Source organism: Pseudomonas sp. MF09156, from assembly GCF_059862305.1.
The window spans coordinates 47,094-73,990 of sequence record NZ_JCBCUR010000013.1 but is presented as its reverse complement, the minus strand read 5'-3'; the positions used below and the strand labels follow the sequence as shown (position 1 = coordinate 73,990).

21 protein-coding genes are annotated in these 26,897 nt (G+C 61.9%); 10 read left to right on the top strand and 11 right to left on the bottom strand.

What is annotated here, in order from left to right; genetic code table 11:
- Window positions 1–59: 59 nt before the first annotated feature.
- From AC19YY_RS23095 to AC19YY_RS23075, 5 genes are all read right to left on the bottom strand, one after another.
- Window positions 60–344 carry a YceK/YidQ family lipoprotein gene (locus AC19YY_RS23095; RefSeq protein WP_169951252.1) on the bottom strand — a complete coding sequence of 95 codons (285 nt, stop codon included), beginning with the start codon at window positions 342–344 and terminating at the stop codon, window positions 60–62.
- A complete protein-coding gene (gene ubiX, locus AC19YY_RS23090) occupies window positions 337–966 on the bottom strand; it encodes a flavin prenyltransferase UbiX (protein ID WP_169951254.1) in 630 nt (209 codons plus the stop codon). Before ubiX ends, AC19YY_RS23095 begins: the two co-directional genes overlap by 8 nt.
- A complete protein-coding gene (mpl, locus tag AC19YY_RS23085; RefSeq protein WP_170041667.1) occupies window positions 963–2,312 on the bottom strand; it encodes a UDP-N-acetylmuramate:L-alanyl-gamma-D-glutamyl-meso-diaminopimelate ligase in 1,350 nt (449 codons plus the stop codon). Before mpl ends, ubiX begins: the two co-directional genes overlap by 4 nt.
- 256 nt (window positions 2,313–2,568) lie before the next feature.
- On the bottom strand, window positions 2,569–3,666 hold the full coding sequence (locus AC19YY_RS23080; protein WP_432754669.1) for a hypothetical protein: 1,098 nt from the start codon (window positions 3,664–3,666) through the stop codon (window positions 2,569–2,571).
- Window positions 3,667–4,051: 385 nt separating this feature from the next.
- Entirely contained in the window at window positions 4,052–5,974 is a 1,923-nt protein-coding gene (locus AC19YY_RS23075) for a sigma-54-dependent Fis family transcriptional regulator (protein ID WP_500604933.1), read from the bottom strand.
- Window positions 5,975–6,265: 291 nt separating this feature from the next.
- Here AC19YY_RS23075 and exaC point away from each other — a divergent pair, with 291 nt between their 5' ends.
- The 9 genes from exaC (at window position 6,266) to AC19YY_RS23030 (ending at window position 15,638) form a co-directional block, all read left to right on the top strand.
- On the top strand, window positions 6,266–7,786 hold the full coding sequence (gene exaC, locus AC19YY_RS23070; protein WP_169951264.1) for an acetaldehyde dehydrogenase ExaC: 1,521 nt from the start codon (window positions 6,266–6,268) through the stop codon (window positions 7,784–7,786).
- Window positions 7,787–8,003: 217 nt separating this feature from the next.
- On the top strand, window positions 8,004–9,437 hold the full coding sequence (eat, locus tag AC19YY_RS23065) for an ethanolamine permease (RefSeq protein ID WP_169951267.1): 1,434 nt from the start codon (window positions 8,004–8,006) through the stop codon (window positions 9,435–9,437).
- A 52-nt stretch (window positions 9,438–9,489) separates the two neighbouring features.
- On the top strand, window positions 9,490–10,884 hold the full coding sequence (locus AC19YY_RS23060) for an ethanolamine ammonia-lyase subunit EutB (protein WP_169951269.1): 1,395 nt from the start codon (window positions 9,490–9,492) through the stop codon (window positions 10,882–10,884).
- A complete protein-coding gene (gene eutC / locus AC19YY_RS23055) occupies window positions 10,881–11,720 on the top strand; it encodes an ethanolamine ammonia-lyase subunit EutC (RefSeq protein WP_172312308.1) in 840 nt (279 codons plus the stop codon). The genes AC19YY_RS23060 and eutC overlap by 4 nt, the downstream gene beginning before the upstream one ends.
- 105 nt (window positions 11,721–11,825) lie before the next feature.
- Window positions 11,826–12,284 (top strand): GNAT family N-acetyltransferase, encoded by a 459-nt coding sequence (locus AC19YY_RS23050; protein ID WP_076964951.1) that lies wholly within the window; start codon window positions 11,826–11,828, stop codon window positions 12,282–12,284.
- Between the two features lie 241 nt (window positions 12,285–12,525).
- Window positions 12,526–13,182 (top strand): DedA family protein, encoded by a 657-nt coding sequence (locus AC19YY_RS23045; RefSeq protein WP_169865984.1) that lies wholly within the window; start codon window positions 12,526–12,528, stop codon window positions 13,180–13,182.
- 6 nt (window positions 13,183–13,188) lie between these two features.
- Window positions 13,189–14,001: a M90 family metallopeptidase gene (locus tag AC19YY_RS23040; protein WP_170041665.1), complete on the top strand. Its 813-nt coding sequence runs from the start codon at window positions 13,189–13,191 to the stop codon at window positions 13,999–14,001.
- A gap of 111 nt (window positions 14,002–14,112) precedes the next feature.
- On the top strand, window positions 14,113–14,640 hold the full coding sequence (ppa, locus tag AC19YY_RS23035) for an inorganic diphosphatase (protein WP_003176323.1): 528 nt from the start codon (window positions 14,113–14,115) through the stop codon (window positions 14,638–14,640).
- A gap of 224 nt (window positions 14,641–14,864) precedes the next feature.
- Window positions 14,865–15,638, top strand: coding sequence for a LexA family transcriptional regulator (locus AC19YY_RS23030; protein ID WP_500604932.1), 774 nt, complete (start codon window positions 14,865–14,867; stop codon window positions 15,636–15,638).
- 330 nt (window positions 15,639–15,968) lie between these two features.
- On the opposite strand, the gene AC19YY_RS23025 is transcribed toward AC19YY_RS23030, so the two are convergent.
- From AC19YY_RS23025 to AC19YY_RS23000, 6 genes are all read right to left on the bottom strand, one after another.
- The gene (locus AC19YY_RS23025) at window positions 15,969–17,342 is read right to left on the bottom strand and encodes a DUF1329 domain-containing protein (RefSeq protein WP_172312312.1); all 1,374 of its coding nucleotides are present in this window, start codon (window positions 17,340–17,342) and stop codon (window positions 15,969–15,971) included.
- Between the two features lie 60 nt (window positions 17,343–17,402).
- Entirely contained in the window at window positions 17,403–19,388 is a 1,986-nt protein-coding gene (locus AC19YY_RS23020) for a DUF1302 domain-containing protein (protein ID WP_492633782.1), read from the bottom strand.
- A 53-nt stretch (window positions 19,389–19,441) separates the two neighbouring features.
- Window positions 19,442–20,746: a phospholipase gene (locus AC19YY_RS23015; protein WP_169951283.1), complete on the bottom strand. Its 1,305-nt coding sequence runs from the start codon at window positions 20,744–20,746 to the stop codon at window positions 19,442–19,444.
- 107 nt (window positions 20,747–20,853) lie between these two features.
- Window positions 20,854–22,443, bottom strand: coding sequence for an FGGY-family carbohydrate kinase (locus tag AC19YY_RS23010; RefSeq protein ID WP_500604931.1), 1,590 nt, complete (start codon window positions 22,441–22,443; stop codon window positions 20,854–20,856).
- Between the two features lie 10 nt (window positions 22,444–22,453).
- Window positions 22,454–24,043 carry a glycerol-3-phosphate dehydrogenase/oxidase gene (locus AC19YY_RS23005; protein WP_170058475.1) on the bottom strand — a complete coding sequence of 530 codons (1,590 nt, stop codon included), beginning with the start codon at window positions 24,041–24,043 and terminating at the stop codon, window positions 22,454–22,456.
- Window positions 24,044–24,047: 4 nt separating this feature from the next.
- Window positions 24,048–25,643, bottom strand: coding sequence for an FAD-binding oxidoreductase (locus AC19YY_RS23000; RefSeq protein ID WP_500604930.1), 1,596 nt, complete (start codon window positions 25,641–25,643; stop codon window positions 24,048–24,050).
- Window positions 25,644–25,871: 228 nt separating this feature from the next.
- On the opposite strand from AC19YY_RS23000, the gene gliR reads away from it, so the two are divergent.
- On the top strand, window positions 25,872–26,891 hold the full coding sequence (gene gliR, locus AC19YY_RS22995; RefSeq protein WP_500604929.1) for an AraC family transcriptional regulator GliR: 1,020 nt from the start codon (window positions 25,872–25,874) through the stop codon (window positions 26,889–26,891).
- The last annotated feature ends 6 nt before the right edge of the window (window positions 26,892–26,897 follow it).

The window sequence follows — 26,897 nt, the reverse complement described above, 5'->3', positions numbered from 1 at the left end:
CCTGTAGGAGCTGGCTTGCCTGCGATGGGGCCCGCCCACACAACATCCACCGCTACAGGCTACAACCCACCCGTCGCATTAAACCCAACCCCCAATACCGTCAACGCCGACAGCGGCAACAGCAGCGTGTCGAGCAGCGCGCTCGCCGGCAGGTCGAGGCCCGGATAGCTCGGCGCTTCGGCACCAAAGCGATCCATCGCACAGCAACCACCCTGCATCGCATAGAGATCCAGGCGCGTGCCCGCATACACCACCGGCGCACCGGGTTTCGCCGCATCCAGGGTGCGTGCGGTGGCGCAGCCCGTCAGGTGCAGCGCCAGCACGATCAGCAGGGTTTTATTCATCGCTGCTCAAATGATGCTCGCCCCAGCGCGGCAGCATGTCCTGAGGGATGTTCAGCAGGTTGAGAATCCGCGCCACCACAAAATCCACCAGGTCATCAATGGTCTGCGGCTGGTGATAAAAGCCTGGCGACGCCGGCAAGATGGTCACGCCCATGTTCGACAACTTGAGCATGTGCTCCAGATGAATGCTCGAATACGGCGCCTCGCGCGGCACCAGGATCAACTGGCGGCGCTCCTTCAAGGTCACATCCGCCGCGCGCTCGATCAGGTTGTTGCACGCCCCGGTGGCAATCGCCGACAAGGTGCCAGTGGAACATGGCACCACTACCATCGCCGCTGGCGCACCGGAACCGGATGCGACCGGTGACATCCAGTCTTCCTTGCCATAGACCTTGATCTGCCCCGCCGCCGCACCGGTGTATTCAGTGAGGAAGGCTTGCATCATCTGCACCTTGGGCGGCAGCGAGACATCAGTCTCGGTGGCCATCACCAATTGCGCCGCCTTGGAAATCAGGAAATGCACTTCGCGGTCTTCGCGCACCAGGCAATCGAGCAAGCGCAGCCCATAAGGTGCGCCGGACGCGCCGGTCATCGCCAGGGTGATGCGCTCCGGCCCGTTCATCGCAGCGCCTCGGCGAGTTTGCCGTGCAGGCCGCCAAAGCCGCCATTGCTCATGATCACCACGTGGGTACCGGGCTTGGCCTGGCTCTTGACCCGTTCGATGATGCCTTCCAGGGAGTCGCTGACAATCGAGGGCACGGTGCAAAGCCTGGCCACGGCTGCCAGGTCCCAACCCAGGTTGGCCGGCGCGTACCACACCACCTGGTCGGCATCGTTGACGCTTTCCGGCAGGCCATCACGGTGCGCGCCCAGTTTCATGGAATTGGAGCGTGGCTCGATAATCGCGATCACCGGCGCATCGCCGACACGCTTGCGCAAGCCGTCGAGGGTGGTGGCAATCGCCGTGGGGTGGTGGGCAAAGTCGTCGTAGATGGTAATCCCATTCACTTCAGCGACCTTTTCCATACGCCGCTTGACGCTCTTGAACGCGCTCAGCGCGGCAATACCCATGGCCGGCACCACGCCGACATGCCGGGCTGCCGCCAGAGTCACCAAGGCGTTGGCAACGTTGTGCTGGCCGGTCATGTCCCAATCGACAATGCCCTGGGCCTCGCCCTCAAACAGTACTTCGAATTTGGAGCCATCCTCGCTCAACAGCTTGACCTGCCATTGCCCGCCCGCGCCGGTGGTTTGCACCGGGGTCCAGCAGCCCATCTCGATCACGCGCTGCAGGGCCGGCTCAGTGGTGGGATGAATCACCAGGCCTTCGCTGGGAATGGTGCGCACCAGGTGGTGGAATTGCCGCTCGATGGCCGGCAGATCGGGGAAGATATCCGCATGATCGAACTCCAGGTTGTTCAGGATCGCCGTGCGCGGGCGGTAGTGAACGAATTTGGAGCGTTTGTCGAAGAACGCACTGTCGTATTCATCGGCTTCGATAACAAAAAACGGGGTATCGCCCAGGCGCGCCGACACCGAGAAGTTCTGCGGTACGCCGCCAATCAGGAAGCCGGGGCTCATGCCCGCGTGTTCCAGCACCCAGGCCAGCATGCTGCTGGTGGTGGTCTTGCCATGGGTACCGGCCACCGCCAACACCCAACGGCCTTGCAGCACATGGTCAGCCAGCCATTGCGGTCCGGAAACATAAGGCAGGCCTTTGTTCAGCACGTATTCCACGGCGGGGTTGCCACGGGACATCGCGTTGCCGATCACCACCAGGTCCGGCACCGGATCAAACTGCGCCGGGTCGTAACCTTGGGTCAGCTCAATGCCCTGGGCCTGCAATTGCGTGCTCATGGGCGGATAGACGTTGGCATCGGAGCCGGTGACATGATGACCCAGCTCTTTGGCCAGGACCGCCATCGAACCCATGAAGGTGCCGCAAATACCGAGAATATGAATGTGCATAGTCGACCTCGTAAAACATCGAGGCAGGTTAGCGTAGGGTGGGAAAAATCGCACTCTTTTAGCGATTGACGTGCGATCTTTTCAGTCATTGATCGTGGCTAGCCGGGACCCACCGCCATTGGGTGTTTATAAGCTGAAATCAGGCCCGGAGTTCGGGACTTCCCTACAACACCGGGGCCTGGAAAGCGACTCAAGGAAATATACAATCACACTCAAACTAACGAATCGAAAACAAGAAAGCCTTACTTAAAAACCCTCATTCTTTGCGCTGCGTCTCCAACTCTCGAATGGCCACTAACCTGCCAATCCCTTTATTGATCGCTTCATTCCTTTTATCAAGCGCGTCTAATCGTCCAGCAGCATCTTGGGTCCCGGGCGTCGCTTCTGCTTTGTAGGGCCTGAAAACAAAATCGTTTTGCGTGGCGACCGCCTCCAGGTTTTTCTCTGCTGCACCGTACAGTTTCTCGAGAGTGTCAAGGCGAGCATCGGTCTCGGTTGGCCAGTTCGGACTTTTCCCAAGAGCCGCGGCTTCGCCACCTTCAGCTAATGTCTGGATCGTATTAGCCGCATACAAATATTTTATCTCGGCGTTTTCCAGGCGCAAACTCACCATTGAGGCGTCTTGCGACCCAGTACTACCTGCTGCCGCCACGCCATTAGGGAGTTTACTCGGGGCTGGCAGGTGAGCAGGAGGTAGTAATGGGGTAGAAGCGGTAAAACTGCCCTTGATACTTTCACCACTCCAGACAGACCCCGCGTAAGTGCCAACACTCAACGGCGTGCTGACAAGCCCATTTATAGAAGCATTCACAAAAGCATCACGGGTAACAGTCTTCAGGGAAGTATCGGTCTTAAACACGCCCGCCTTGACTAGGCGATCTGCCGCAATCAGGTTGGCTGCCACATCACCAAATGTCTTGGGTTGTGCGACCACGGGCTTTGCCGGCCCAGAGAGCGACGAGCCAGGGTGCTGCGTCTTGAACGCAATCTCCCTGAAGTCACTGATTGCCTTGCTGTTGCGAGGGCCGACAGGCACACGGGGGCCCAAACTTGATGTAGGTACAAACTTACCTTCTAGCCCAATAGTTGGGATTTTTGGCGAATTAAGACTGACCGAGGTCATTCCCCTGGGAAAACTACGGACTTTAAACCCTCTTTTAACACGCACAGAACCATCACCCGAATGCTCACCCGTGCTATTGGCCGCGCTGGAGCCCTGGGCCTGTAACTCATCCGCTACTTCATTTAAATTCGGAGCACCTTGGGTACTGGCTGACGCCTGTTGATTGGAAATACCAGGCATTAAATCTTTCACTTGCAACGGAACCGAAACAGGCAAACCTGTAACATTCATATCATCACCTCAATAGTAAAAATACGTTCATGACGCCTGAACAAAACTTGCCTACGCCTAGAGCCAATCGCTCTAAAATAATGAACCGTCCTTTCACCTTGAGTACGAATAAACTAGCGTTCAGTTCCACTAAGCAGGGAAATTAAAGCAGTCATTACAACTCGCAACACTCCACATTAGCGGCAATAGCTGCAAGCTTAAAAAAGCAGAACGCCCGCATTAAATAATTACTTCACATTCACTTCCAAAAAAAAACCTCACACCGCCAAGTTAAAACACACTTATCTAAAAGCCGGTTGACTACAGATTTAACCCGTACGGTGCCGACGCGCGAGTGAATGCGCCAAGAAAGGCGCAAGAGGGCTGGCGCTGCCCTCGTCTCGATTCAGCCCGCTGAGCGCAGAGCGATGCCATGCTTGCGTAGCTTGCGATACAGCGTATTGCGGCTAACGCCCAACTGCTCCGCGACCAGGGTCATATGCCAGCGCTGCTGCTCCAGCGTGGTCAGCAATGCCAAGCGTTCGGCGTCCTCCAAAGGTTGCTTGCCCCGCTGTACGGAGATATGTGCCGGAGAAGGAACCTGGCGGATGACCGCCGGCAAGTCGTCCAGCCCAACGCGCCCACCGTCACACAGGGCGGCCAGTGTGCGCAGCACCGTACGCAGTTGGCGCACGTTTCCCGGCCAGGAATAATCCAGCAGCGCCTGACGAGCCTCGACAGCCAGTGCTATCGCCTGTCCGTCTGCTTCTTGCGCCAGTAGAAAGTCCAGTAGCTGGGACTTGTCACTGCGTTCGCGCAGCGGCGGCAACGCCACTTCCAGGCCGTTGAGGCGATAGTACAAGTCTTCACGGAAGGTGCCGTTGGCGACCCGCGCCAGCAAGTCCCGGTGGGTGGCGCTGATGATGCGCACGTTCACCGCTTGCGGCTCGCCACCAATGGGCACCACCAACCGGTCTTCCAGCACCCTTAATAGCCGGGTCTGCAAAGCCAGGGGCATGTCGCCGATCTCGTCGAGGAACAGCGTGCCACCATCTGCCTGTTGCAGCTTGCCGCGCATACCTTCCTTGCGGGCGCCGGTGAAGCTGCCGCCGCGGTAGCCAAATAGCTCGCTCTCAATCAGGCTTTCCGGGATGGCCGCGCAGTTCAGGGCCACGAAGGCTTTGTCGGCGCGTTGGCTGGCGTGGTGTACAGCTTTGGCGAAGGCCTCCTTGCCGGAGCCGGTTTCGCCATTGATCAGCAGTGGCACGTCGCGCTCAAAAACCCGCAGGGCCTTGCGAAAATCATTCTGCAGCGCCTCATCGCCCAGGCAGATGCCCGGCAAGTGCGGCCGCTCGACCTTGGGCGGCGGCGCTACTACCGGGCTGGGGGCGCGCCGGGCTTCGCCACGCAGCACCGCAAACAGGCCGCGCCCATCACGGGTACGCAAGGGCCAACTGGCGCTGGCGTTGGAACTGGCGCGCCCAAGCAAGTCATCCAGGGTGCAGTCGAAAAACATCTCCACCGGCAGGCCCAACAGGCGTCCGCGTGGCTGGCCGAGCAGGTTCTGCGCGCTTTGGTTGAGCGCACAGATCCGCCCTTCACCGTCGAACGCCAACAGCCCTTCGCTGAACAGGCCCACGGATTCGGCCTGCAGGTGGAAACGCAGCAGCCAGTGGTTTTCAAAGTGGCGCAGGAAATAGCAGCTCTCGATCATCTTCGCCGAAAGATTGACCAGCGCCATGGTGTGGAACTGGCTCTGGCGCGACACCGCTTCGCGGGCCGAGGACACGTCGAGCACCGCCAGCAGGTCGCCATGGGGGTCGAACACCGGGCTGGCCGAGCAGGTCAACCCGGTATGGCGCCCGCGAAAGTGTTCGTCGCGATGAATGGTCAGGGCCTGGCGCTCCACCAGGCAGGTGCCGATACCGTTCGTGCCTTCGCAGGCCTCGCTCCAGTCGGCGCCGAGCCACAGGCCGGCATGCTCGAACACCTTGCGTTCGCTGGGCGCGGTGACGCAATTGAGGATCACCCCTCGCGCATCGGTCAGTAGCACTGCGTGCCCGGCGCCGGAAAGCTGTTGATGCAAATTGTTCATTTCAGTGCCGGCGATATGCAGCACCTGTTGCAGGCGCTCGCGGCTTTCCAGCAGGCGATCATGCTCCAGCACCGTGGGAGCGACGGTCAGGGCCGGGTCAAGGTGGTAATCCTCCAGGCAGCGCAGCCAGGAGCGGGCAATCGAGGGGTCGCTGCCGGGACCGTGCAGCGGGTCTTGCCCACGGGTGACCGTCAGGACTTGCCGGGCATGGCGGCTGAAATGATCGTTGTGCATATTCTTATTGTTCTCCTGTTGCGTGGGACACACCGCGGACCGGGGCACCCAGCATCCTCCAGGCCTTGGCGCATTGCAATCCCGGGGCGACCCATGGGTCACAGGCTGTACCTTGCATGGCACAAAGTGTCACACAGGCTGTACCAGACCTGTCACAACAACGCCTTGCAACAAACCCAGAACCCTTGATTTACCTGGCCTGCAAGGCACTGGCCCGACCTTTGCTCTACGCTTTATCAAGCGCAGCCACGCTGCACTCCAATAAACATAAGAAGTCAGGAGATACCCACCATGCGTTACGCACACCCCGGTACTGAAGGCGCTATCGTTTCGTTCAAGGCCAAGTACGGCAACTACATCGGTGGCGAATTTGTGGCCCCGGTCGATGGCAACTACTTCACCAATACTTCGCCGGTTAACGGCAAGCCCATCGCCGAATTCCCACGCTCCACAGCCAAGGACATCGACAAGGCACTGGACGCCGCCCACGCCGCCGCCGACGCCTGGGGCAAGACCTCGGCCCAGGACCGCTCGCTGGTGCTGCTCAAGATTGCCGACCGCATCGAACAGAACCTCGAACTGCTGGCCGTCACCGAAACCTGGGACAACGGCAAGGCAGTGCGCGAAACCCTCAACGCCGATATCCCCCTGGCGGCTGACCACTTCCGTTACTTCGCCGGCTGCATCCGCGCCCAGGAAGGCAGCAGCGCCGAGATCAATGAACACACCGCCGCCTATCACTTCCACGAACCCCTGGGCGTGGTCGGGCAGATCATCCCGTGGAACTTCCCGCTGCTGATGGCCGCCTGGAAACTCGCGCCGGCCCTGGCCGCAGGCAACTGCGTGGTACTCAAGCCCGCCGAGCAGACCCCGCTGGGCATCAACGTGCTGATGGAAGTGATCGGCGACCTGCTGCCACCGGGCGTACTGAACGTGGTACACGGTTTCGGCAAGGAAGCAGGCGAAGCCCTGGCGACCAGCAAGCGTATCGCCAAGATCGCCTTCACCGGCTCCACCCCGGTGGGCTCGCACATCATGCATTGCGCGGCCGAGAACATTATTCCGTCCACCGTTGAGCTGGGCGGCAAGTCGCCGAACATCTTCTTCGCCGACATCATGAAAGCCGAACCGCAATTTATCGAAAAGGCCGCCGAAGGCCTGGTGCTGGCGTTCTTCAACCAGGGCGAAGTGTGCACCTGCCCATCCCGCGCGCTGGTGGAAGAGTCGATCTACGACGACTTCATGAAAGTGGTGATGAAGAAGGTCGAGTCGATCAAACGTGGCGACCCGCTGGACACCGACACCATGGTGGGCGCCCAGGCGTCCGAGCAGCAGTTCGACAAGATCCTGTCGTACCTGGAAATCGCCAAAGGCGAAGGCGCCGAGCTGCTGACCGGCGGCAAAGTGGAGAAACTGACCGGCGACCTGGCAACCGGCTATTACATCCAACCGACCCTGCTCAAGGGCACCAACAAGATGCGCGTGTTCCAGGAAGAAATCTTTGGCCCGGTGGTAAGCATCACCACCTTCAAGGATGAAGCCGAAGCCCTGGCGATTGCCAACGACACCGAGTTTGGCCTGGGTGCCGGCTTGTGGACCCGCGACATCAACCGCGCGTACCGCATGGGCCGGGCGATCAAGGCCGGGCGTGTGTGGACCAACTGCTATCACCTGTACCCCGCGCATGCGGCGTTTGGTGGCTACAAGAAATCCGGTGTGGGCCGTGAGACGCACAAGATGATGTTGGATCACTATCAGCAGACCAAGAACCTGCTGGTGAGCTACGACATCAACCCACTGGGCTTCTTCTAAGCCTCTACTAAATGGTACGCCGCTCCTACATTTGAAATGCAACCAACTGTAGGAGCTGGCTTGCCAGCGATAGCAATTCCACATTCAGCAAAGATGCTGACTTGACCGGCCCCATCGCTGGCAAGCCAGCTCCTACAATGAACGTCGCCAAGTGCTTGCTTCCTCATCCGGCACAAAGATGTCGAGCTAAAACAATAACAATGAAAGGTACTTCCCCATGCCTAGCGAACCGACAGGATCCTCCGTCGACTTCGAAAAAGTCGGCTCCGAATACTTCCAGCAACGAGAATTGAAAAAAGGCGCCGCCGGCTGGGTGCTCCTGGTCGGCCTCGGCGTGGCCTATGTGATTTCCGGCGACTACGCCGGTTGGAACTTCGGCCTCGCCCAGGGCGGCTGGGGCGGGATGTTTCTCGCCACATTGCTGATGGCCACCATGTACTTGTGCATGTGTTTCTCCCTGGCCGAACTGTCCTCCATGATTCCTACGGCGGGCGGCGGCTATGGTTTTGCCCGCAGCGCCTTCGGCCCTTGGGGCGGGTTCCTTACCGGCACGGCGATCCTGATCGAATACGCCATCGCCCCCGCCGCGATCGCGGTGTTTATCGGCGCCTATTGCGAGTCGCTCTTCGGCATTGGCGGCTGGATGATCTACCTGGCGTTCTACATCATCTTTATCGGCATCCATATCTTTGGCGTCGGTGAAGCGCTGAAGTTGATGTTCGTGATCACCGCCGTCGCCGCCATTGCCCTGGGCGTGTTCCTGGTATCGATGGTGCCGCACTTCAACGTCGCCAACCTGCTGGACATTCCCGTGACCGAGGCCAAGGGCGCCAGCAGTTTCCTGCCGTTCGGCTACGTGGGCGTGTGGGCCGCGATCCCTTATGCGATCTGGTTTTTCCTCGCCGTCGAAGGCGTGCCCCTGGCCGCCGAAGAAACCAAGAACCCCAAGCGCGACCTGCCCCGTGGCCTGATCGGCGCGATTGTGGTGCTCACCAGTTTCGCCCTGCTGATCCTGGTGATCGCTCCGGGCGGTGCCGGCACCCTGGCATTGGTCAAGTCCGGCAACCCGCTGGTGGAATCCCTGGCCCTGGCCTATGGTGGCTCGACCTGGATGGGCAGCTTCGTCAACCTGGTGGGCCTGGCCGGGCTGATCGCGAGCTTCTTCTCGATCATCTACGCCTACTCCCGGCAGATTTTCGCCCTGTCCCGCGCGGGCTACCTGCCGCGCAAACTGTCGCAAACCAATAAAAGCAAGGCGCCGGTGCTGGCCCTGGTCATTCCCGGGATTATCGGTTTTGGCCTGTCGCTGACCGGCCAGGGCGACCTGCTGATCCTGGTGGCGGTATTTGGCGCAACCATTTCCTACGTGTTGATGATGGCCGCGCATATCACCCTGCGCATCCGTCGCCCCAAAATGGAGCGGCCATACCGCACACCGGGCGGCATCTTCACCTCGGGCCTGGCGTTGGTACTGGCCTGCATCGCTGTAGTGGCGGGCTTCCTGGTGGATCCGCGCGTGGTGATTGGCGCCGCGATCATCTATGGAGTATTAATTGCTTACTTTGCTTTCTACAGTCGGCATCACTTGGTAGCAGGCACGCCGGAAGAGGAATTCGCGGCGATCCAGGCCGCAGAGGCCGCCTTGCACTAAACGCCGTAAACCACGGCGCGGGCCAACGCCCGCGCCGTCATGGAGAGTCTGTATGGCAAGTTTTTCCCACTCGGTCGGTGCATTGACCTACCGTTTCGATAGCCTCAAGGACGTGATGGCCAAGGCCAGTCCCGCCCGCTCCGGGGACTTTCTGGCCGGCGTCGCCGCGCAGAACGACGGCGAACGGGTGGCGGCGCAGATGGCCCTGGCCAATATCCCGTTGAAGCACTTCCTGGAAGAGGCGCTGATCCCGTACGAAAGCGATGAAGTCACCCGCCTGATCATCGACACCCACGACCAGCAGGCCTTTGCCGTGGTCAGCCACCTGACCGTCGGCGGCCTGCGGGACTGGCTGCTCAGCGACGCGGCCGACGAACACAGCCTGCGCGCCCTGGCGCCAGGGCTGACCCCGGAAATGGCCGCCGCCGTGTCGAAGATCATGCGCGTGCAGGACCTGGTGCTGGTGGCGCAGAAGATCCGCGTCGTCACCCAGTTTCGCGGCACCCTGGGCCTGCGCGGGCGATTGTCGACGCGCCTGCAACCCAATCACCCGACCGATGAGCCGGCGGGCATCGCCGCGAGCATCCTCGACGGCCTGCTGTACGGCAACGGCGACGCCATGATCGGCATCAACCCGGCCACCGACAGCATCGCCTCGATCTGCGCCATGCTGGAAATGCTCGATGCGATCATCCAGCGCTACGAAATCCCGACCCAGGCCTGTGTGCTGACCCACGTCACCACCTCCATCGAAGCCATCAACCGTGGCGTGCCGCTGGACCTGGTGTTCCAGTCGATTGCCGGCACCGAGGCGGCCAACGCCAGTTTCGGGATCAGCCTGAGTGTGCTGCAGGAGGGCTACGACGCGGGCTTGAGCCTGAATCGCGGGACCCTGGGGCAAAACCTGATGTATTTCGAAACCGGCCAGGGCAGCGCTCTGTCGGCCAATGCCCACTTTGGGATTGACCAACAAACCTGCGAAACCCGTGCCTATGCGGTAGCGCGGCACTTCAAGCCGTTTTTGGTCAACACCGTGGTCGGTTTTATCGGCCCCGAGTACCTGTACAACGGCAAGCAGATCATCCGCGCCGGCCTCGAGGACCATTTCTGCGGCAAGCTGCTGGGCGTGCCCATGGGCTGCGACATCTGCTACACCAACCATGCCGAAGCCGACCAGGACGATATGGACACCCTGCTGACCCTGCTGGGCGTAGCCGGGATCAACTTCATCATGGGCATCCCGGGCTCCGACGACATCATGCTCAATTACCAGACCACTTCCTTCCACGACGCGCTCTATGCCAGGCAAACCCTGGGCTTAAAGCCCGCGCCGGAATTTGAACAGTGGCTGGCGAAAATGGGCATCTTCACCCAAGCCGATGGCAAGGTGCGGTTTGGCAACAATCTGCCACCGGCCTTCCGCCACGCCTTGGCGCAATTGGGATGAAGGAGCCTCCAGTGCAAATCGACACACCTGAAAGCGATAATCCATGGCTGGAACTGCGGCGCCTGACCCCGGCGCGGATCGCCCTGGGCCGTACCGGCACCAGCATTCCCACGGGCGCGCAACTGGACTTCCAGTTCGCCCACGCCCAGGCCCGCGACGCGGTACACCTACCGTTTGACCATGCCGGCCTGAGCAACCAAATGACCGAGCGCGGCCGCGACAGCCTGTTGCTGCACAGCGCCGCGCCCGATCGCCACAGCTACCTGCAACGCCCGGACCTGGGGCGGCGCCTGAGCGATGAGTCGGCACAGATACTGCGCGACTACGCCCTGGCCAACCCGGGCGGGGTGGACCTGGCGGTGGTGGTGGCCGATGGTTTATCGGCGCTGGCGGTGCATAAACATACCGCGCCGTTTCTGACACGCATGGAAGAACAGACCCACGCCGAAGGCTGGTCATTGTCGCCGGTGATCCTGGTGGAACAAGGCCGGGTGGCGGTCGCCGATGAGATCGGCCAGTTGCTTGGGGCCAAAATGGTGGTGATCCTGATCGGCGAACGGCCGGGGCTCAGCTCACCGGACAGCCTGGGGCTGTATTTCACCTACAACCCCAAGGTTGGCCTGACCGATGCTTACCGCAACTGTATTTCCAATGTGCGCCTGGAGGGCCTGAGTTACGGGATGGCCGCGCACCGCCTGCTGTACTTGATGCGCGAGGCCTGTCGGCGGCAGTTGTCGGGAGTCAACCTCAAGGATGAGGCCCAGGTTCAGACCCTGGAGTCGGACGATCCTGACCTGATGAAAGGCAACTTCCTGCTCAGCCCACCCAAGGAGTGATGCCGGCACGATTGCGATTTTTCGCCGCTTTAGGCAGCATCAAGCAGCGGGCGCCCGAGTAATGGACCGTTTGCCGTCGTATTCCTATAGAAGTTGAGGCCTAGCATGCGGATTACTCAAGCGACTCTGGAACACCTGGACCTGTTGACCCCATTATTCGTCAAATACCGCGAATTCTATGGTGCGCTGCCCTTTCCTGACTCATCCCGGGCCTTTCTGGAAAAGCGCCTGCGGCGCAAGGAATCGGTGATTTACCTGGCCCTGGCGGATGACGACGACCACAAACTGCTGGGCTTTTGCCAGCTGTATCCGAGCTTTTCTTCGCTGTCGTTGAAACGGGTGTGGATCCTCAATGACATCTACGTCGCCGAAGATGCCCGCCGCCAACTGGTGGCCGACAACCTGATGCGCACCGCAAAAAAAATGGCCAAGGAAACCAATGCCGTGCGTTTGCGCGTGTCGACCAGCAGTGATAACGCCGTGGCGCAGAAGACCTATGAGTCCATGGGCTTTCGTGAAGACACCGAGTTCAAGAACTACACATTGCCGATCAGCGAAGACTAAAAGCCATTCACCCAAACACCAAAAAAATGTGGGAGCGGGCTTGCCCGCTCCCACATTTGGATCAGTGCTAGTCAGAATAGCTGCGACATCCCCCGCTACAAAACCAACACGCTTTTCATCATTCAATCCGTATAATGCCGACCTTTTAGGGTTGTAAGAAAAACGGCATACACGCGTAGCCTTATTACCCGCTGCCTCCGCACAGGCCCGCTGAGTCGGGCCATTCACACAGGTGCCATCCATGGATTTCAACCCGCTCGACCTTATCCTGCATCTCGACGTTTACCTCGACTTGCTGGTAACCAATTACGGTCCGTGGATCTACGCCATTCTGTTCCTGGTGATTTTTTGCGAAACCGGCCTGGTGGTCATGCCATTTTTGCCCGGCGATTCCCTGCTGTTTATTGCCGGCGCGGTAGCTGCGGGTGGCGGCATGGACCCGGTCCTGCTGGGCGGCCTGCTGATGCTCGCGGCGATCCTTGGTGACAGCACCAACTACGTGATCGGCCGCACTGCAGGGGAACGCTTGTTCAGCAACCCCAACTCGAAAATCTTCCGCCGCGACTACCTGCAAAAAACCCACGACTTCTACGACAAGCACGGCGGCAAGACCGTGACCCTGGCGCGCTTCCTGCCGATCCTGCGCACCTTCGCGCCATTCGTCGCCGGTGTCGCCAAAATGCCGTATCCGCGCTTCTTCGGCTTCAGCGTGCTGGGCACCATTCTGTGGGTCGGTGGCCTGGTCACCCTCGGTTACTTCTTCGGTAACGTACCGTTCATCAAGAAAAACCTGTCGCTGCTGGTGGTGTTCATCATCCTGCTGTCGCTGGTGCCGATGATCATTGGCGTGGTCCGTAGCCGTTTTGGCCGCACCTCCTCCGAAGCCAAGCCGCACTGATCGGCCATGTGGTCCCTCAGCGCCTGGCGTCGCCGGCGCGTCCTGGCCAAGCACCCGGTTGCCGATGAAACCTGGCAACGGGTGCGCCATCACCTGACCTTCCTCGACGGCATCAGCGCCGAACAGGACCAATGGTTACGTGAGGCCAGCGTGCTGTTCCTCGCCGAAAAACACCTCACTGCCCTGCCCGGGGTCGAACTGCACCAGGAACAACGCCTGCTGCTCGCCGCCCAGGCGCAACTGCCGCTGATGAACCTGGGCGACCTGGAGTGGTACCAGGGCTTCCATGAAATCATTCTTTACCCCGATGACTTTCGCAGCCCCCAGCGCCATCGCGACGCCAGCGGCGTGGAACATGAATGGGATGGTGAACACAGCGGCGAAGCCTGGCAGCAAGGCCCGGTGATCCTCGCCTGGCCGGGCGTACTGGCCAGCGGCAATTGGGAAGGCTACAACCTGGTGATCCACGAGTTGGCGCACAAGCTCGACATGCTCAATGGCGACGCCAACGGCCTACCGCCGCTGCACCACGACATGCGCGTACAAGAGTGGGCCAGCGTGATGCAGAGCGCGTTTGATGACCTCAACCGCCAGCTCGACCACAACCCCGACGCCGAAACCGCCATCGATCCGTATGCTGCGGAAAACCCCGCGGAATTTTTTGCGGTCACCAGCGAATATTTTTTCAGTGCTCCGGATTTGCTCGCCGACAGTTATCCACAGGTCTACGAGCAACTGAGCCACTTTTACCGCCAGGATCCACTGGCCCGCCTCAAACATCTGCAAGCCAGCGACCCACGCTATCAGACTGAAGGCTAAGTACCGTACGACGTCTGGCGCGTGGCATCGGCGCAGGAATATGCCTATAATCGCCGCCACTTTTAGGCCAATCCGGCCAATTTACTTGGCCAACTACGGGGGCAACGCCCAATGAGCTACAGCAAGATTCCGGCTGGCAAAGACCTGCCGAACGACATCTACGTCGCCATCGAGATTCCGGCCAACCACGCGCCGATCAAATACGAAATCGACAAAGACAGCGACTGCCTGTTCGTTGACCGTTTCATGGCCACCCCGATGTTCTACCCGGCCAACTACGGTTTTATCCCCAACACCCTGGCTGACGACGGCGACCCCCTCGACGTGCTGGTCGTGACCCCTTACCCGGTCACCCCAGGCTCGGTCATCCGCGCCCGCCCGGTAGGCATCCTGAACATGACCGACGACGGCGGCGGCGATGCCAAAGTTATCGCAGTGCCACACGACAAGCTGTCCCAGCTGTATGTCGACGTAAAGGAATACACCGACCTGCCGCCACTGCTGCTGGAACAGATCAAGCACTTCTTCGAGAACTACAAAGACCTCGAAAAAGGCAAATGGGTGAAGATCGACGGTTGGGGCAACGCAGACGCCGCCCGTGCCGAGATCATGAAGTCGGTAGCGGCCTACAAAGGCTGATACCACGACTCATTGCCAAGGCAGTCAAAAAAGCCCCGATCATTCGGGGCTTTTTTTGTGGGAAAATTTAAACGACAAGTTCAATTAGATAAACATAAATACAACTACCGTTTAACTTGATCAATTTGGAGTGCGACTTTACTTCCAATAAGGAAATACCTACATACACCAACTCAACACATAGTTTATTTGATCTTATTTTCCGGCCAGTAAACTCTGCGTTTATGAATACATCAGGTGATCGCTTAAGAACGTTACTTCGGGAAGTTCATCTTTCCGCATCCGACTTCGCCAAGAATCGCGACGTCACGCCCCAGCACGTGAACAACTGGTTCAAGCGCGGCGTGCCCATGGCCCGGCTCGACGAAATAGCAGAACTGCTGTCTGTCACCAGCCGCTGGCTGCGCACCGGCGAAGGCCCTAAATACCCGCCGACCAACCTCCAGCTGGAAGGCCCCAACCACGCAAACAGCGCTACCGCCCGCGAAGACTGCGGCCACTACCGCTGCGGCCCCAGCAGCGGCCCGGAAAAAATCGACGTGGAAATCCCCCTCCACGCCTCCTTCAACACCCAGGAAAGCCTACGCCTCTCCCTGCGCACCCTGGAACAACTCAACGTCACCGCCGACCGCGCCTTGGGGGCCTACATGGTCGGCAACAGCATGATCGACATCATCCAGGACGGCGCCACCCTGGCCATTGACCGCGGCCGCACCCAAATCATCGACGGCGAAATATACGCCCTCGAGCACGACGGCATGCTCCGTATCAAATACCTCTACAACCGCCCCGGCGGCGGCCTGCGCATGCGCAGCCACAACAGCAACGAACACCCCGACGAACTCCTGACCTACGACCAACGCTTCGAGCAAAACCTACAGATCCTGGGCTGGGTCTTCTGGTGGTCCACCCTCAACAACCGCCGCCCACCGGTCCCGCTGGACGAGCACTTGGTCGGCTACGACAGCTCTAAATCAGACCAGACGCTGGAAAACTGAGAGGAGTGTCAGTATCATGCGCGGCACATTTGGCAGGGGTTGGCGTAGCGTCGACACACCCTGACCGGCGATGCGGAGGAGTTCCCGCTGATGCCCCTTTTATCACTTGGGCGAGCGCTTGAGTGAACGATTGAAGGCTGGTGAGGTTTACCAAAAATAGACTTAACCAGTCCCCGAGAAGCCGGCCACAAGCCGGCTTTTTAATTACCCCAAACAATCTAATCCCATCTAAAAGCCCCCCATCAGCCCAACTACTCACGCAAGGCTTGCGACCAAAAGCCAAGAGCCGCACCCTAACGTGCAGCTCTCGCTAACTAAGCAGCAACAGCCCTACCGAGTACCCCGCAACCGCAACGCCGACGGCATAAAGTACGAATCCTCAGGAATCGCCTGGCCAAAATCCACCGTCTGCGGTTCTTCGTTATCCAGGTTCTGCACGTAGTACCGCCGCGCCTGCAGGTCATGGAATACATCCAATGCGCTCCAGGTCGTGGGCAGGTCGTAGAAGTTCTTCAGGTAGGCCATCGACACCCGCCACAGTTCGCCACGGCCGTCGTACTGATCAACCACTGCTGCGCCCCAGCTGTCTTCGTCGAGGTACAGCACGCGTTTGGAGTACAGGTGACGCGCCGTCGGTTTCAGGGTGCCTTCGACGACCCACACGCGGTGCAGTTCGTAGCGGGTGTATTGCGGGTTGAGGTGGCCGACCTTGAGCAGGTCGGCGTATTTCACGTCGGCGCTGGCGACTTTGTAGTTGTTGTAGGGGATGTAGATTTCCTTCTTGCCCAGCAGTTTCCAGTCGTAGCGATCCGGCGAGCCGTTGAACATGTCAGTGTCGTCCGCCGTGCGCAGGCCATCGGAGGATGAGATCGGTGTGTCGTAGGCCAGGTTCGGCGCGCGGCGTACGCGGCGTTGGCCGGCGTCGTAGATCCAGGCTTGGCGCGCGTCTTTGATCTGGTCGAGGGTCTCGTGTACCAGGGTCGCACCACCGGCCAGGCGGGCCGGGCTTTTTACGAAGGTCAGGTAGTAGAACAGGATGTTCTTCAGGTCGGCGTACTGCCCGCCCTGGCGGTAGTAGTTGAACAGCCCTTCCTGCTGCGCCGTCACCAGGGCAAAGCTGCCATTGCGTTGCACGGGCGCTTCCGAGGCGCGGCGGACCACGTAGGTGCCACGGTAGCGGGTGATGTGGTTCCACAATGCCTCGACACCGCTTTGTGGAATGGGGAACGGCACGCCGCCAAAGGCGTCGGCGAAGCCGGTGCCACCGTCCAGCAGCTTGGCGCTGGTGGCGTTCTTGAAGGTGTTGTCATACACCCACTGGGGTGCCGAGCCGGAACGCCGGCTTGGGTAGATGGGCATCTGGAAGGTGTCGGGGTAGCTGTTGAACAAGGCAATTTCGCCCGCCGTCAGGTTGGCCTTGTACTGTTCCAGGTTGGCCTTGGTGATGGTGAACAGCGGCTTGTCGCCGGCAAAGGGATCGACATGGTGCTTGCCCTTTTCATAGCCCTTGGGTGCCTGGGTGATGCCGCCTTCCCAGGTCGGGATGGTGCCGGCGGCATTGCCCGCGCGCTCGGCGCCGAACGGGGTGAGCTGGGCCTTGAGCTGTTGTGCGTCTTGAGGCGAGAGCGCAGCAAGCGCGTTGCCAGCGGCCAGGCCGAGGGCCAGGGCCAGGCTAGCGGTGAGCATTCGAGGTGTGTGGAACATGGCAAATCTCCAAAAAAACGAGGGCGGGCAGCCGCCCTCGCGCCGCAGCACGGCAGCGGCTTACAGGAAGTACTTGAGGTTGAAACCGATGTTGTCGCGGTCGCGGATCACGTTGTTCTGGCCGCCACCAAAGAACTCGGTGTATTGCAGCTCGGCTTCCAGCTTGTTCTGGTAGTTGGCCTTGAGCCCCAGGGTGTAGGCCTTGCGTCCCTCGATGTAGTTGCCGGCCTGATAGGAGTTGCCCTTGAAGTCGTCCTTGTAGACCACGTAGGGCGACAGGTTGACCCCGGCGTACACGTCGTTCCAGGTACCGTTGAACATCACCGTATAGCTGTAGGAATCACGGCTGACCTGGTCATCACGCTCACCACCAGACACATAGGAGGTGTTGCCGCTGCCCGCGTAGTAGCGGGTGCTGCCATCGTAGGCCTGGTACTTCAGGCTGCTGCCACGCAGGTGCTCGGAGGCCAGTTCGAACACGCCAAACAGCGAGTCGAAGCTCAGGCCCGGACCGAAGTTGTAGATGCTGCCCAAGGAGGTGTTGAAGGCCTCGACGCGCTCGGAGTTGTCGATCTGGCTGTTGAGGTTGACCATCTGCCCGCCGACATTGATGTACTGCCCGCCCGCCGCCGCGCCGGCACCATTGGCCAGGTCGCCGATCAGGTCGTTGGTAGCGGCGACGCCGATGGGCAGGTTCGGCCGGTAGGCCAGCTCACCAAACACCGAGGCCTTGCCCAGGGTGGTGTTGAAGCTGAAGCCGTACATGCGGATATCTTCGGCATAGCGTCGGTGCGCCTGGATATTGCCCATCACGTCCACCGTCGCCAGGCCATTGGCCAAGGCCGCCGCCTGGCTGCCGGCCACCGACGACAGCATGCTGGTCAGCGCTGCCATGTCGATGCCTTTGTAGCCCGCCAGGTCAGCGGCAATGGTCGGCTCCTTGGCGTGGTAGTTGACCAGGTACAGCCCGAACTCGGTGCTGTTGAGTTCCTCGGCGATGTAGCGGAAGGCAAAGCCGTACTGGCCATCGTTGCGCGCGTTGTAGTCCTTGCCGATGGACGCCACCTTGAGGGTGTTGCCGTAGGCCGGGGTCATGCCGTTGGCATACAGCCCGGTACTGCGCAGCATGCCGCCGAGCATCGGGTTGTTGCCCAGGGCGTCGTATAACCCGATGACGTTGCCGCCGATGGGCGTCGGGGTGTCGAGAGCGCTGCCGGTGAAGTTGTTGTAGCCCGTGCGGCCGCCATCGGCGAACAGGTCGCTCTGGGAATAGAAGGTGCCGACCGGATCGATGCGGGTCTCCTTCCAGTTCCACTGGTAGAAACTCTCCATCGACAGGTTGTCGCTCAAGCCGATATTGAAGCTGATGGCTTCCACCGGCATCAGCACTTCCTTGACCTCGGCGCCCGGCAGCCGGTACTTGGCCGCGTCCACCGGGTTGGTGGTGTTGACCCCGCCGCGATAGAAAATGCCCTCGCCCCAGTTGAACACCTGGCGCCCCAGACGCGCGGTCAGAGGCATCTGGCCCACGTCCCAGTTGCCATAGATATAGGAGTCAAGGATCTCCACGCGGCTACCGGCGATGTCGCGGGTCTGGTCGGTGAAGTGGTCATCCTGGGGATGGCTCTGGCTGGGTTGCGACGGGTTGTTGTTGCGGTAGTAGTCGTTGCGCTTGTCCATGATCTGGGTGTCATAGAACCCCGTGCCACGCACGAACAGCCCGTAATTCTGATAGTTGGCCTCCAGCTCCGAAGTGATCTTGTACACCTCGGAAACCAGCCCGGTATCGAAGTTGCGATTGCCGTCGTTGGTGTTGACGTCATCGTTGCCCTTGTCACGCCCCTGGACCCGCCACAAGCGCCCATACGACAGGGTGCTGTCGAACGAGCCGGTGACCTGGTTGTCCAGCACACTGAACTCCATGGCCTGCACGGTCCCGCCGCTGCACAGTTGCAGCAGGCCCACCAGGCCGACGCCCGCCCCCGTGGATTTAATGGACCATTTACCCTCGGATCCCGAGCCTTGCGCGCGCACTGTGGTGCTCATTGCCGTCTCTCCCCTGCAACTTTTTTGTTGTTATTGCACTGCGATGTCTGTTGTCACGGCGCCGGGCGGTCGAGGCCGGCCCTGACGTAGTTGCGACTGTGGGCGCCAAAGTGGCGCAGCAACTGCACCAACTGTTCGTTGAGCTGGGCATGGTCGTAGCGTTCGGCGGGCAATTGGTTGCCCGCACTGAAGCTCTGGGTCGCCCCGGGCGTCGCCAACCACTGGCCGATGGCCTCGTCGAACGCCACCGCCTGGGCATCCGCCTCGGCGCTGACTACCTGGCGCAGGTAATCGGTCGAATAAGCCGGGTAATCGGCGTCCCGGGAGGCGTCGGCATAGGCCGTCAGCATCGGGTTGCTCGCCCCCGTCAGCAGCAGGTGGCGCAGCCAGGCGAACTGGTAGCGCTCCACCTCGTTGTGGCGCGTGGCGACACGCTCGATCGCCGCCCGCTTGTCACTGTCATAGCCAGCCAGGGCCTTGCCCTCCATCAGCAGCATGCTGGTCAGGTCATCGCCCGGCAGGGTCGTGGCGTGATACGGCTGGGTCAGGTCCTGCAGGTAGTGCATGCCCCAGCCCAGGAAGCGATAGCCCCAGTAGGGATGGCCATTGGCAAAGGCAAAACGCGCCAGGCCGAAGTACTGGTAGGCCCGCCAGTCCGGCCAGTTGCGCAGCAGGAAGGGCGCCGCGACGTAGACCACCGCGCTCTCGTGGAAGAAGCCCATATGGAACGGCGCCTGGGAGCTGTATTGGAAACGCGCGTCGCCAAACGACTGCACGCCGAAGCCATACAACGCGCCGACGGCCCCCGGGTTATCGCTGAACAGATTGATATCGTGACCGTAGTCCGGCTCGTCCGCAGCGGTCGCCAGCACGGCCAGTGGCGCGACCTGCTGCCCCGGCTGCAGTTGAATGAAGCGCTGGCGATTCCACGGCGAAAGCGTTTGCTCGACCATCACGTCGGCGGCCTTGAGCTGCGGGCGTCCCGCCAGGTCCTCGCCGGGCATGGGCTGGATCACCTGGGCCAGGTGGATCTGCGGGTTGACCCGCAGGGCCATGAGCAAATCCCGGCGCAGATCGGCCCCAGGTTGCGGCGCCAGGCGCAGGTTGTCGGGGCGCGGCGGATAGTCGGGGAAGTGGCTGCGGGCGAAGTTCTCCTGCTCGTCCAGCAAAGCCACCAGGCCTGGATACTGCTCGGACACAAACTGCTCGAGGGACTCGACCGCCACCTCGGGCGCCTCGCGCAAGGCGGGCAAATCCCGCAAGGCCAGGTAGCTACCCACGCTGTGATTGGACCATGCACCGGCCAAGGGCGACAGACTGCACAGCCCCAGGCACAGCAGCAACGACGGCAACTTCATGGCTTTACGCTCTTGTTGTAGATGCGTTCAGCCTAACAATCCGGGTACCCCCCGACACTGTCCGATCTTGCCAAAAAGACTCTCCAATAGCGCCATACAGCCTGGGTCTACGCCGGGTAGCCGGTAATCTCGCGAATACTCTGGTACAGCGGCTTGAGCTGGCGATACATGTGCAGGTAGACCTCACGGTACAAGCGGTCGTACATCTGTTGCGCCTCGGGCTGGGGCATGAACACCTCGGCAGTGCGAGTCATGGCCGCGATGGCGGTATCGAAGTCCGCGTACAACCCAAGCCCCACCGCACAGGCAATCGCCGCCCCCAGTCCAGAGGCCTCGTAGACATGCGGGCGCTCGGCGGGCAGGCCGAAGATATCGGCGGTCAGTTGCATCGCCGCATCGCTCTGGGAACCGCCACCGGCCACGCGCAAGCGCTTGATCGACAGTTTCGAACGGCGCTCGATACGCTCCTTGCCCTGGCGCAGGGCATAGGCCAGGCCCTCGAGGATCGCCCGGTAGATATGGGCCCGGGTGTGCACGTCGCCAAAGCCGATCATCGCGCCCTTGGCCTCTACACCCGGCTCGCGGATGCCCGGCGACCAGTAGGGTTGCAGGGTCAGGCCCATGGAGCCGGGCGGCACCGCGTTGACCAGCGCATCGAACAACTGCTCCGGCTCCAGGCCCTGCTCCCGGGCCTGCTGCATTTCCCGCATGCCGAACTCGTTCTTGAACCAACTGACCATCCAGTAGCCGCGATAGATCATCACCTCGCAGTTGTAGTGATCGGGGATTGCCGCCGGATACGGCGGGATCAGCGGGACTATCTCCAGGTAGCGCGAGCGCGTGGTGGTGATGGTCGCCGTGGTGCCGTAGGACAGGCACGCAGTCGTCGCCTCCACCACGCCGGAGCCGAGCACCTCGCAGGCCTTGTCGGAGCCGGCGGCAATCAGTGGCAGACCCTCGGGGATCCCGGTATGGCGGCTGGCCTCGGCGGTGATGCGGCCCAGTTCTTCTCCTGGCTTGTACAGGCGCGGCAGTTGCTGCGCACGCACCGCCAGGGCCTGCCATTTCCAGTCCCGGGGCGCGGCCCAGCGCAGGTGCTTGAAGTCGAAGGGCAAGTAGCCCACGCAGCACCCCACCGAGTCGACAAAACGCCCGGTCAGGCGATGGCTGAGAAAGCCCGAGAGCAGCAGGAACTTGTCCGTGGCGGCCCAGATATCCGGCTGATGCTGGGCGATCCAGTTGGCCTCGGCCTGGGCGCGGAAGTAGTCCACCGTGGCCTCGGCGCCGATCAACTTGAACAGCCAGCCCCAGGGGCCCTTGATCCCGCCCTCCGGCTCGCACTGGCGCTGGTCGAGCCAAAGGATGGCCGGGCGCAAGGCCTGGCCCTGGGCATCGACATTGATCAAGGTGCCGCGCTGGGTGGTCAGGGACACGCCACGGATCAGGCTGCGGTCGATGCCGGTCTGCGCCCACAATTGCTGGCAGGCTTCGCCCAGTTTGCGCCAGTAGTAATCCGGATCCTGCTCGGCCCAGCCAGGCTGCGTGGAGTAGTAGGCCTGCAACTCGACCTTGCCTTTGCCCAGCAGGTTGCCCTGCAGGTCGAACAACAGCGCGCGGACACTCTGGGTGCCGTTGTCGATCGCCAGTACATAGTGTTTGTCGGGGGAATTGTTATCCACGAAGCTCTCTTTATTCATGACGCGCTCTTCAGATCGAGGCGGACGGGACGCTGTGATGGCGTTGCCAGAGTTGCAGGTAGCGCTGCTGTTCCTGTTCCCAGCGCGCGTCGTCCCAGCCCAGGCGCGGCTGACATAGCCGGCGGATGTCTGGCAGGTAGTGGGCGGCGCCGCCGGGCAGGAGCAGGCCGAGACGGGTGCGCCGCAACAACAGGTCGTCCAGGTGCAGGACCATCTCGGCCTCGGCGGCAAAGGCCAGCTCTGCCCACAGGGTATCGCTGGCGCCGACACACTCGCTGCCCAGGCTATGTATCAGGCTGGCCAGGCGGGGCAGATCGCGGCCATGGCGCCCGGCCAGGCGCCGCCTGCCGGCATCGCTCAGCCCGGGGATCGCCTGCCGCGACACAGCCTGGAACACTGGCGCGCCGTCATCCTCCAGGGTCTTCCCGAGCATCCCGGCACAGGCCCGCAGCACCTCGATGGCCTGGGGCCTGAAGGTGGTCAGCTTGCCCCCCGCCAGGGTCACGCAGCCCGGTTCCTGCCACAGCACATGCTCGCGGGTTTCATTGGAGGGTTTGGCCTGGGAATCGGCGGCGCCCACCACCGGGCGCACCCCGGACCAGGTGCACAGCACGTCCGCCGCCGTCACCTCGGCCTGGGGAAAGGGCTGGGCGCAAGCCTCCAGCAGGTAGTCGAGTTCTTCACGGGTAATGCTCGCCTCGAGGTCCAGGTCCTCGCGATGATCCAGGTCGGTCGTGCCCACCACGGTGGCCCCTTCCCAGGGAAAGACGAACACCGGGCGACCGTCGCGCCGATGCATAAAACTGAAGGCATGGGCCACCGGCAAGCGCCAGCCCGGCAACAACAAGTGGCTGCCACGCAAGGGCCGCAACTGCCGCTGCCCGCCGCCCGGTTGCAGGCGCTCAGCCCAGGCGCCGGTGGCGACCGCCAGCACCGCGCAACGCACTTGCATAACGGCGCCGCCTTGCGCGTCTTCGACCTCGACCCCACACACCCGCCCGTCCTCGCGCAGCAACTGGCGCACCCGTAGGCCATTGAGCGCCCAGGCGCCATCCGCGCGGGCCTCGGCCAACACGCGCATGACCAGGCGGGCATCGTCGGTCAGCGCATCGCGAAACTGCGACGCCCCCAGCAGCCCCGGCTCCATCAGCCCCGGCGCCAAGTAGCGCAGTTGTGCAGGCCGGTGGAACTGCCGGCTGCGGCAACCGGCCAGGGCGTCATACACCCGCAGCAAGCCGCCGAACACCCGCGGCCCGGGAAACCCGCCACGATAGTGCGGCATCAAAAAACTCAGGGGTTCCACCAACCCCGGTGCTTCGCCCATCAGGCGCTGGCGCTCGCGTACCGAATCGCGCGCCAGGCGCCACTGGCCCTTGGCGATGTAGCGCAGGCCGCCATGGACCATTTTTGAAGAACGGCTGGAGGTGCCCCAGGCAAAATCCCGTTGCTCCAGCAGCAGGCAGCGCCAACCGCGCCGGGCCGCCTCGCGCAGGATCCCGGCGCCGCTGATGCCGCCGCCAATCACAATCAAGTCCCAGGGTTCACGCGCCAGTTGCGGCAACACGGCCTCGCGCCATTGGGCATTCCAGTCATCGCTCATGGGCCTAGTCTTCCAGCAGGGTGCCGGGGTTCAGACGCCCGGCCGGATCGAAATGCCGGCTCAGGCTGTGCAGCGCAGCCATCGCCAATTCGCCCTTCTCCCTCGGCAGGTAAGGCGCGTGGTCCTTGCCCACACCATGCTGATGGCTGATGGTGCCGTGGTTTTCGACGATGGTGCGGCTGGCCACCTGTTTGAGGGCTTTCCAGCGCTCCAGGGTGGCCGGGTAGTCCGCCGCCGGGCGGAACACATAGCTGGTGTAGATGCTCGAACCTTCGCCATAGACATGGGACAGGTGGGTGAACACATGGACGCGCTCGCCCTCGGCCGCCAGGCAGTCGCGCAGGCTGGCCTCGATCGCGTGCAGCAGGGCGTCGACATGGCACCAGTCGGTCGCGGTCTCCAGGGTGTCGACCACGTAGCCGGCATTCCAGAGGTTCTCCCGCAGGTAGGGGAAGCGAAAGCGGTTCTGTTGCCACTTTTTGCCCAGCAGGGTGCCGGTAAACACCCCGCCAAAAGCCTTGAGGTGCTGGCGCGCCTGGCGCAACGACAAGGCATTCTGCCGACGATTGCCGGTGACGCCGAAAGTCAGCAGGCATTTGCCCTCGCCAGCCCCGCGCAGTGCCAGGTAGCGTTCCAGCCAGGCGATTTGATTGGGATGGCCGGCCAGCGCCAGTTGGGTCTGGGTTTCCATGGCATTGGACAGGCGCAGCATCGACAGCGGCACTCGGGCCTGCACCAGTTGGCGGATCGCCTGCAGGGCCTTGGGCCAATCTGGCAGGAATACGCCGTAGAAGCGCTCGTCCTCGGGCAACGCGCTGACCCGGACCTTGACCTTGGAGATGATGCCGAAACGCCCTTCACTGCCCAGCACCACCTCCCGCAGGTCGGGGCCCGCGGCCGAGGCCGGGAAGCTCTGGATTTCCAGGGGCCCGGCGAAAGTCTCCAGGGTGCCGCCGGCGAACAGTTGCTCGATCCGCCCATAGCGCAGCGATTGCTGGCCACTCGATCGGCTGGCCACCCAGCCGCCCAGGGTCGACAGCTCCCAGGACTGCGGGAAGTGCCCCAGGGTGTAGCCTTTCGCACGCAGCTGGCTCTCCACCTGGGGCCCACTGGCACCGGGGCCAAAGGTAGCGATCAGGCTTTGTTCGTCGAGGTCGAGCAGGCGGTTCATGTGGGCCAGGGACACCGTCAGCACCGGGCGCGTGGATGCCGGCGGGTTGATATGCCCGGCCACTGAGGTGCCGCCGCCGTAGGGAATCAGGCACAGGTCGGCACTGTCGGCCAGGGCCAGCAACTGGCGGATCTGCTCGACAGTTTCCGGCAGGGCCACGGCGTCCGGGTACCGGCCCAGCGCACCTTCACGCAGGGCCAGCCAGTCCGGCAGGCTCTGGCCGCGGGCATGCATCAGGCGATCCCGGGGCTCGATACTGTAAAGCGGATGGGGCGCCAGGCGCGACGCGGGCACCGCGGCCAGGGCGCGCTCCAGGCTGGCGTCCGGCAGGGTGTGCCCGTCGCCCAATCGCTCGCGCAGAAACGCGGCCCCATGGGCGGGCATCTCCATCTGCGTAGTTTCTTCGCCCCAGCCGTTCCAGCGTCGCATGCCTGTTTCTCCCAGCAGATCTTATGATTTTCAGTGCCCCCATACTAAACAGCCGGTGCGCGCTGTCACGGTCGCATCGGGACAGATGGAGTAGCCAATTGGGTCAATCGCTGTATTACCGGATGTATCCACGGGAGCATTTACTTTAGTCACGATTTCAAATTACCTTGCCTGCCATCGACGCGCGCAAGGCACTGCCGCCAGCAACACCCCGCAAGGAACCCGATCATGCAGACACTCGGCTCTACCTCCGTCCCCCCTCTGCTGAAGTACCTGCGCCATGCCGAACAGCTTGGCGTGGCAACCGCCCCCGCACTGGACGCGGCCGGGATCACTGTCGGCCAACTGGACGACAACAGCCTGCGCCTGCCCGTGGAAGCCCACGAGCGCCTGCTGGGGTACTTCTGCGAACATTCCGGGGACTTGCTGTTCGGGCTCAATTCGGCGCGCTTCGTGTTGCCCAACTCGTGGAGCGTGCTCGGCTACATCACCATGAACTGCGCGACCCTGGGCGAGGCGATGAACCGCATCATGCCGTTCGAAAAACTGGTGGGCGACATGGGCACCAGCCGCGCGGAAATGGTCCATGACCAGGTGCGACTGATCTGGAACTGCCGCCACCAGCAGCCGCAGATCCGCCGGCACATGGTGGAAAACGTCCTGGCATCCTGGCTGGTGTATGCCCGCTGGATCGCCGACACAGAGCTGTCGCCAAGCCAGGTGTTGCTCGAACATCCGCTGCCGGACGGCGCACAACTAAGCCAATACGAGGACTTCTTCGGCTGCCCGGTGTTGTTCGAACAGCCCTGCTCGGCCCTGGTGGCGCCCTTGAGCTACCTGCAAACGCCCCTGCGCCAGGCCGATGCGCAATTGCTGCGCACCCTGGAAGAACATGCCCTGGCCCTGATGGCCTCACTGGACGATTCAACCCTGGCGCTGCGGGTGAAAAACGCCCTGCGCCAGTTGCTCAAGGAAGGCCTGCCGCGCAAGGAACAGGTGGCCGAGCAGTTCGCCATGTCGGTGCGCACCCTGCAACGCCAGTTGCAGCAGGCCGGCACGTCCTACCAGCAGATCCTCGACGACCTGCGCCAGGAACTGGCCGAGCACTACCTGCTGCACAGCGACCTGCCGATCCAGGACATCGCCCAATACCTGGGTTTCACCGAGCCGCGCTCGTTCCACCGCACCTTCAAGAGCCGCACCGGTGTGCCGCCGGGCGAGTATCGGCAGACCCATCGGGGCAGTTGAGGCCGA